Source organism: Calditrichota bacterium (assembly GCA_014359355.1).
Classification (GTDB): domain Bacteria; phylum Zhuqueibacterota; class Zhuqueibacteria; order JANLFK01; family Oleimicrobiaceae; genus Oleimicrobium.
Genome location: JACIZP010000211.1, coordinates 1 through 4,635 on the forward strand (window position 1 = coordinate 1; position 4,635 = coordinate 4,635).

General features: G+C 59.9%; 4 protein-coding genes. All 4 read left to right on the forward strand.

What is annotated here, in order from left to right; all coding sequences use genetic code 11:
• A partial coding sequence (locus tag H5U38_09565; protein ID MBC7187268.1) for a hypothetical protein occupies window positions 1-889 on the forward strand: 889 nt, incomplete at its 5' end.
• 201 nt (window positions 890-1,090) lie between these two features.
• Window positions 1,091-2,095, forward strand: coding sequence for a LacI family DNA-binding transcriptional regulator (locus H5U38_09570; protein ID MBC7187269.1), 1,005 nt, complete (start codon window positions 1,091-1,093; stop codon window positions 2,093-2,095).
• Window positions 2,096-2,268: 173 nt separating this feature from the next.
• Entirely contained in the window at window positions 2,269-3,693 is a 1,425-nt protein-coding gene (locus H5U38_09575) for a T9SS type A sorting domain-containing protein (GenBank protein MBC7187270.1), read from the forward strand.
• A gap of 178 nt (window positions 3,694-3,871) precedes the next feature.
• The coding region (locus H5U38_09580; protein ID MBC7187271.1) for a carboxypeptidase-like regulatory domain-containing protein at window positions 3,872-4,635 on the forward strand (764 nt) is incomplete at its 3' end.

Consider the following 4,635-nt stretch of genomic DNA (forward strand, 5'->3'; position numbering starts at 1 on the left):
AGCCCGCCGGATGCTGGTTGACCCGAACATTGGAGTGCTCAACGCTTCTCCCCCGGACTTTGCACGACGCGTTGATCAGCTTCGCTTTCATGGCAATGAGGCCGGGCCGCCTTATCACTACCTCAATGGAGGTGTGTGGCCCCATGGCAATGCCTGGTACGCTTTGGCTCTCAACGCCGTTGGTGCCAGGCAGGAGGCGTACGACTTCCTGGCTAAGACCATGAGTCTGGGCGGGGTGATGACCAGCCCCAACGGGCAGCCGGCCATGTACGAATACCGCTGCAGCGACCCCGGCGATTCTTTGTGGTACGGGCGCATTGACAAGCCACAGTTCCTGTGGGCCGCCGGTTGGTATCTGGAGGCTTTGCTTTCCATCTACGGGCTGACCGTAAACGCCTGGAACCTGTACATCGATCCGTTCTTGCCCCTTGGGCAAAGCGCATTCGCGAGCGACTGGTTCGTAGCGGGAAACAAAGTGCTGGTCTCGATCCGAGGACAAGGCCCTCTCATCAAGCGCATCTGCTTCGATGGACAGGACTACCCCTCCGCAGTGCTTCCCCACAAGAACCCGCCTCGCCGGCGGGTGAGTGTCGAGCTCGGTCGTCCACAGCACCCCTATCTGGCCGCGGCCCAATCCGCGCTGGTCTCGGCGGAGTGGGATGAACGCGCCAGCCGCCTGGAGCTGCTGTTTGCGGCCTTTGCCGGGCATAGCAGTTCGGTGGTAGTCATCTCTCCGCGACCACTCGTTAAGGCGTCGCTGGCAAGCAGCGGCTCGCTCCTCTGGGACGCCGAGCTTGCTGATGGTGCTTACCGGACCACAATACGGTTCACGCATCGAAAGGCGGAAGAACGGCTCGTGCTCTGTTTCGAGAAGGACCGTTCGGAGTAGGCAGGCCTCGGGGAGAAAAGAGGGACAGCGACAGCCACCGCTTTGCAGAATTCTTTCTCCGCCCCGATGCAAAAAGTACTTGACAAATTGCCCTCCCTTCGTTATATTGTATCGAAACGTTTCGCGTCCAGTGGGTTCCTTGCTGTGCTTGTGCGATGGCGGTTCCGAACCGCATAGGACAGGGCAGGTAGAATCGTTTCGATGAACCCGACCATCAAGGACGTTGCACGACGCGCGGGAGTGGCGGTGTCCACCGTGTCGCTCGTGATCAACCGCAAAGGGAAAGTGAGCGCAGAAACACGTGAACGCGTGCTGCGTGCCGTGGCTGAGCTCAACTATCACCCTCAACGTTCCGCGCGTGGCCTTGTCACCCGGCGCAGTGGCAATCTCGGTTTCATCCTCACCGACGACCACTTCTCTCGAGCCGAACCTTTTTACACTAAGGTATTCTTGGGCACCGAGTTTGAAGCTCGCAGTCACGACTATTACATCCTCTTGACCACCGTCGACCGGCGTTTCCGTCCCGAAAAAGTTCCGCGCTTCTTGCTGGAGCGCGACGTGGACGGCGTCATTTTCGCCGGCAAGGTACCATCGCGGCTCGTGGAGTACGTCAAGGAGAAGGGCCTCCCCATCGTCTTGGTCGACTACTACCCACCGCGTGGCGACTACTCCTGTGTGCTGATTGACAATGTGGGTGGCGCACAACTGGCCGTGAGCCATCTCATGCACAAGGGTCATCGCCGCATCGCGTTCATTGGCGGGGATTTGGAGCACCCGAGTATCCGCGACCGCTTCATTGGGTATCGAGAAGCCCTCACGGAGGCGGGGATCGAGGTACTCGATTCACTGGTGGTCACGGACCAGCCCTATACCGCCACCTCTGACGGCTATGAAGCCGCAAAACACCTGCTCGACCGAGGGCAGCCATTCACTGCGCTCTTTGCCGCAAACGACGCGATGGCCGTGGGCGCCCTCCGATTGATGCAAGAGCGCGGTCTCAAGATTCCGGACGACGTGGCCATTGTAGGCTTCGACGATGTGGAGGCGGCGATTACTACCCAGCCGACCTTGACCACCGTCCGTGTGCCGAAGGAAGAGCTCGGCGCCATTGCCGTGCGTCGCATGGTCGAACAGATCAACCATAACGATCGAGCCATTAGCCGAACCATTGTGCCAACAACCCTCGTGCTGCGGGAATCCGCATAGCTGGCAGGCAATGCACCGAAAGGAGGTGATGTTCGCAGCAACGACTGGTTCGCACTATCCACCGAGAGGAGGTGATGGACTTCCAGAGAGAAACAGCGTTCGCAAGGTAGCAAACCATGACGCGGAGGGGTCCCAGACTCCGCAGCTGTTGCACCTAACCGGGAGGAAGCACCATGACTGCAAGACTGCGCACCATTGCTCTGTTCTCCTGCCTTTTTGTGGCCTTGCCACTGCTGGCGCAGACCAATCTTTTGCCGAATGGTGATGTGGAGGAGTTGCGGCCGAATTTCTGGGCGCCATTTGGCGACAATCAGGCGGGGGTACAGTGTGAGTGGGCCTGGGAGGGGTATGACAGCCAGCACTCCTTCAAGGTGAGCAAGACGGCCACCACGGCGCAGCCGGCCGGCTGGGTGAGCGAGAACAACGCCAAGTTGTACTGGAACAACGCCAAGGCCGACCGTCTCTACAGCCTCAGCTTCTGGGCCAAGACGGTGGGGGTCAACACCAATCCGGCCACTGACGATGGCAAGATTGGCGTGCTGTTCTCCTTCTACGCTGGCGGCACCTTGTTGGGCGAGCAGTTTGTTACGGTCGATCAGAGTGTGGCGGACAAGGACTGGACTGAGTACACCGATGGGCTGCTGATTCCTGCGGGCACCGATCCGGACGGGATGTACATGAAGCTGGTGATGGGCAAGGATGCCACGGGCACGGTGTACTTTGACAACATCGGCTGTGGTTCTGATCCCTGGTCGATGTGGCCGTTCAACGGCGATGCCGAGACTCCCGAGGGGTGGATGGAGTGGCATGCGGGCACTGAGGGGTTTGCCAACTTGGACAACACTGAGAAGCACAGTGGCAACTGGTCGGCCCTGTTGCGCGAAACCGACGACAACGGCGATGAGATGGTCTTCTACTCGGAGCCCATTCCGGTGGAGCCCAACACCTGGTACAAGATCAGCGTGTGGGTCAAGCGCGACAAAGGGTTGACCAATCCCGAGTGGCTGCCCTCCAACGTGACCGGCTATCGTCACGACAGCCGCATGAATGTCTGCTTCTTCTACCATCGCGATCCCATCTACACGGATTGGAATCTCACCGGTGGCGATCAGTTCTTCTACTTCGACGAGCGCGACTCCTCCTCGGACTGGACCCAGTACACCATCATCTCCAAGTCCGAGCCCGATGCCGCCGGCATCTCCGTCCGCGCCCGCTTCAACCCCTTCACCAAAGGCTTCTGCTGGTACGATGACTTTACCGTGCAGAAGGTGACTCTGGTGCCCACCGCAGTGGAGCAGTTCCAGCCGCTGGCTGGACACCAGCTGCCGAAGCAGCACGAGCTGCTCCAGAACTACCCCAACCCCTTCAATCCGTCCACGACCATCGAGTACACGGTACCAAAGGATGGGCAGGTGACGTTGGAAGTCTATAACGTTCTGGGCCAGAAGGTCACGACCCTGGTGGATGGGTTCCGCTTGGCAGGCCGCTACACGGTCGTGTGGGATGGAACCGACAGCTTCGGCAAACCAGTGCCGAGCGGCGTGTACGTCTACAAGCTGAATGGCTCCATCACCCGCAAGATGATGTTGGTGAAGTAGCAAGTCCAGAAGGGCTGTCTGCAACCGCGCAGGCAGCCCTTCACCTTTAGCCTTGCGGAGAACGCAAGGCGACGGGCAGTTCGGAGAACTGGCCTGTCCCGAGCATTGTACTGTCATGGATACACAGGAACGGTGCCGCCACCACAGGCACAGCTCCTGTCCAACACGGGAGAGGGCAATGAGCCGCAGGTGTGCTGCAATACTACTGTTGGTGAGTGCCAGTCTCGTCCTGCTCTCCGGCGGTGGGACGGTGGAGGCCGGAACTACAGGTAAAATCGCCGGTAGGGTCGTCGACGCCGATACCAACCAGCCGCTCCCCGGAGTGAATGTGGTCATCGAGGGGACGATGATGGGCGCTGCCACCGACGCCAACGGCTACTACTTCGTCATCAACGTCCCCCCTGGCGTGTACACGGTGAAAGCGAGCATGATCGGCTACCAGGAGGTGCGCTACGAGAACGTCAGGGTCTCCATCGACATGACGACCCCGCTCAACTTCCGCCTCAAGGAGACCGTGCTCGACCTGGGCGAGGCCGTGACTGTGGTTGCAGAGCGCCCCTTGGTGCGCAAGGACCTGACCTCAACCGAGGCGGTGGTTAACTCCCAAACCATTCAGCGCCTCCCAGTTGACCGCTTTCACGATGTGGTTAACCTTCAGGCGGGTGTGGTGGAAGGCCATTTCCGCGGCGGTCGCCAGGGCGAAGTGATGTACATGATCGACGGCATCCCGGTGAACGACATCTACTCAGGCCAACCGGCGTTTGAGGTGGAGAACAACGCCATCGCCGAGCTGCAGGTCATCAGTGGCACCTTCAATGCTGAGCACGGCCAGGCGATGTCCGGCGTGGTGAACATCGTCACCCGTGAGGGCGGCGAGCGTTACGCCGGCAGCCTCTCTGCCTACTTGGGAGACTATCTCTCCTGGGGAAAGCAGCAGAAGGA

Bases quoted from the DNA above. Each gene is read 5' to 3' on its own strand.
- H5U38_09570 (MBC7187269.1), top strand. From the start codon at position 1,091: ATGAACCCGACCATCAAGGACGTTGCACGACGCGCGGGAGTGGCGGTG.
- H5U38_09575 (MBC7187270.1), top strand. From the start codon at position 2,269: ATGACTGCAAGACTGCGCACCATTGCTCTGTTCTCCTGCCTTTTTGTG.